The sequence below is a fragment of the Bacteroidales bacterium genome (genome assembly GCA_014860585.1).
Classification (GTDB): Bacteria; Bacteroidota; Bacteroidia; order Bacteroidales; family 4484-276; genus RZYY01.
Genome location: JACZJL010000150.1, coordinates 1 through 3,575, shown reverse-complemented (window position 1 = coordinate 3,575; position 3,575 = coordinate 1). Strand labels below are relative to the sequence as shown.

The following is a 3,575-nucleotide window of genomic DNA, read 5'->3' as shown; positions in this document are numbered from 1 at the left end:
TCTCGAAATCTATAAAACCTTATTCCAATATTAAGGTCATTCATTGGAAAGATATTACTTCGAATTATGGGTACAAAAGCAATCCGTTTACTTTAAATGCTGCAAATACTGATTTGGTCATTTACAGGAACCATGGCTCTTTTAATTCTTGGCCTGACTTTCTTTTAAACTCCAGCATCTCCAATGTTGATTTTGGCACAAAGTACCCAATGGTCTGGTCAATCGCCTGTGAAACCGGGGACATAACCCAGGATTGCCTTGGAGATGCTTTTCTTGATGGTAGTAAAGCCTCCGTATTTATTGGAGCTACAGGGCATACCCAACGTACTCCAAATAATGATTTTGCTTTGGCGCTGGGTTATTACCACAATACATGGATGGGACCATCCATTGGAGAATCAATCTTAAGGTCTAAGCGAAAAATTATTCTGGATCACATACATTGGCATACGATTCATTATTACAGGTATGCCTACAGACATGTGGTGAATGACTATAATTTGTATGGAGATCCTAAGAGAGGTTTACCTGTGCTAAACTTAACCTGCTCGGCAATGACAAAAAAAGTGAATAATTCAATACAACCCGAACCCTCATTTAGTTCATTGTCGCACATTTACAGAGGTCCAAATATTAATCCAGACCCATGGAATTTTTGGGCATCCGATCAAGATCAGGAAGGATTGCACACTGAAAGTATTGGCCACTATAGCTTTCCTCAGGAATACCAGGAACCTCCGGGAAACATAAAAATCTCCGTTCCAAACTATGAAGTTCAAAACATTGGTGGAATAGATCGGGTGATCATTCCAAATGTTAACGGGCCTTCCTCTTTTTCAGTGGACAAAGAACCCATCGTCCCGACATATACCCAAATGGTGAAAATAGACAGGAAATACAAGATCCAAAGTATTACGCTGGAAAGCAGATCGGAACCTGAGAAAAGCACAGGTCTTATCTTACCTGTGGCCGATTTTTCAACAGACAATCTTTGTTTCCGAAAAAACTCCAAAAAAAACATGAAGACTATACCTGGTAAGGAACAGATTTTTGACTGGCTGGTGATTGAACAGCCAAACGGTAACCAGGATTTAGCCATTACTGTTTACCCCTTTTATTACACCAAGAAATCTACGGATATTAAATTCTACAGAGATTATTCATTCAACATTAATTACATCGAATCCTTTTTATTTGTTGAAGAAATTAATACAAATCCTGATTTAATAACTCCGGGAGGGAAATTGAATGTTGTTGCCAACATTAACAATAGGTCTGATCGTTCAATGATGGCTGAAATCAAAACCAGGGTGCTAAATAGTGGATTTGAACCTGTGGATGAAACAATCCCAGTTATTTCCAGAAACTTTAATCCTGACACCACAAATGTAGCTTTATCATGGATTTCAAACAACCAGAAAACAGGCATGTACTATTTTGAAATTTCAGTTTTACAAAATGGTCTGTTGCTGGACAAGGAACTTCAGGGCTTTTCTATAGGTGGCTTTAAAGCAGATGCTCAGTTATTGGATATTAACCCCGACCCTGATAATGGATTTAATATTGGAGATACTTTACATTGTTCAGCTCACTTTAGTAATGGATTTCCTGACTCTTTGTATTCAACTGCAAGGATTGTGGTTAGAAATGATGGTTCATCCACTGTGATGATGGACTATGCATGTGACACGATCATTCCTCCTCAGAAATCTTTACAGGTAACCGCAGATTGGATAACCAACGGTATCCCTGGAGGGGCATACAACATATCAGCTTATTTAATGTATGATGGCAAGGCTTCCGAACCAATCAAAAAAATTGTTTCGACTAAAAAGGATTTTGAAATCAAAATTAACACCCAAAAAGAAACTTACAGCCTGGGAGAGAAAATAGAAGTGTGGATTACGGTCACTGACTTAATGTCGCAGACTTATAACCAAAAAACGATGGTTACGGCTGAATTGATCAAACCTGATGGATCAGTGGAGCGGCTGAATCTTGAATATTACCCGACAAGCAATGTCTATTCAGCGTCCTATTATTTATTTAAGACCTATCCAAAGGGAGAATATGAATTCAAAATTTCAGCAACCGAACCATCCTATACCTCAAAGGAAGAATCAAAAATTTTTATTGTCCATTAGTAGAGTTAAAAAGATCAAATAACCCATATTCATGAAAACAATTACAATATTTTCAATTTTCTTTTTCGCTCTCCTCTCTTTCAGTGGGAGTATGCGTGAAGTCCCTGACAAACCGGAAAACAACACAAACTTCACTGCTAACAAGGCCCACAGACGGTTCAGCCCACATGACCAATTCTTCCTTGGACAAATTTCCATAAAGCTCAAACCCGGTCTCGGCGATTTCGGAAAGCAAACAGGAATAGTCAGCTTTGGCGTTCAGTCGCTGGATGAGAAGATAGCCCTTTTTGAGGTCTTTCAACTCGAAAAGCGCTTCCGTTACAACCCGGCCAAACTGCGGCCAGACCTGCCCGATCTTTCAAGGATTTACAGGCTCTCCTTTCCGGAAACGTTTCCGGTTGAGGAAGTAGCAGCAGCCTTTGCCGCCGACCCGGGCGTGGAGTATGCCGAGCCCATCCCGATCGAACGCCTGGCCGAAATTCCCAACGATGTCCTGTGGCCGCAGTTGCAGCATCTGCCGCAGATCCATGCTCCGGAAGCCTGGGACATTCACAAAGGGGAAAACGGAACACAGGAAATCGTCATTGCCATCAACGACACCGGTGTGGACTGGGATCATGAAGACCTCATCAGCAACATCTGGCAAAACCTTGCCGAAGATGCCGACGGCGACGGGCACACCATGGAGTATATCAACAACCAGTGGGTGCTCGATCCCGGTGATTTAAACGGCGTGGATGATGATGCCAATGGCTTTACGGATGACCTGCTGGGTTGGGATTTCATGACAAACGACAACGATCCCAATCCTTTTCCGGGCAATCCCGAAAATGGCCATGGAACTCATTGTGCGGGTATAGCTGCCGGCGCTACCAATAACCAGGCAGGAATTGCCAGCATAAGCTGGAACCTGAAGGTAATGGCAATACGTACCGGGCAGGATAACTTCATTTATATGGGTTATGACGGGATCATCTATGCCGCCGAAAACGGAGCGGACATTATTTCCAACAGCTGGGGAGGGGGAAGCTATTCCATTGCCAACCAGGAAGTAGTATCTTACGCAGCGGAACTAGGGAGTATAATCCTGGCAGCCGCAGGGAATGAAAATATCTCAGACTTGTCCTATCCCGCCGACTACCAACACGTAATTTCCGTGGCTTCAGTAAATACGGATGATACCAAAACAGGGTATTCATGTTTCAATCTGGCGGTTGACATTTCTGCTCCCGGAGGTGGCGCCGGAGGAGGAATCCTGAGCACCCTTCCCAATAACACGTATGGCCCTGGGTCGGGAACATCCATGGCCACGCCGATGGTGGCTGGCAGCCTGGGATTGCTGAAATCGTATCACCCCGGCTGGTCAAACGATCAACTCATCACCCAGGTACTCGGAACAGCCGATAACATTGATTCACTGAATCCCAATTA

At 43.2% G+C, this 3,575-nt stretch carries 2 protein-coding genes; both read left to right on the top strand.

The genetic code is table 11. From position 1 onward, the window contains the following. Window positions 1-2,144 (top strand): hypothetical protein (locus IH598_15360; protein MBE0639894.1); only part of this gene is annotated, 2,144 nt, incomplete at its 5' end. 31 nt (window positions 2,145-2,175) lie between these two features. Next, window positions 2,176-3,575 (top strand): S8 family serine peptidase (locus IH598_15355; protein ID MBE0639893.1); only part of this gene is annotated, 1,400 nt, incomplete at its 3' end.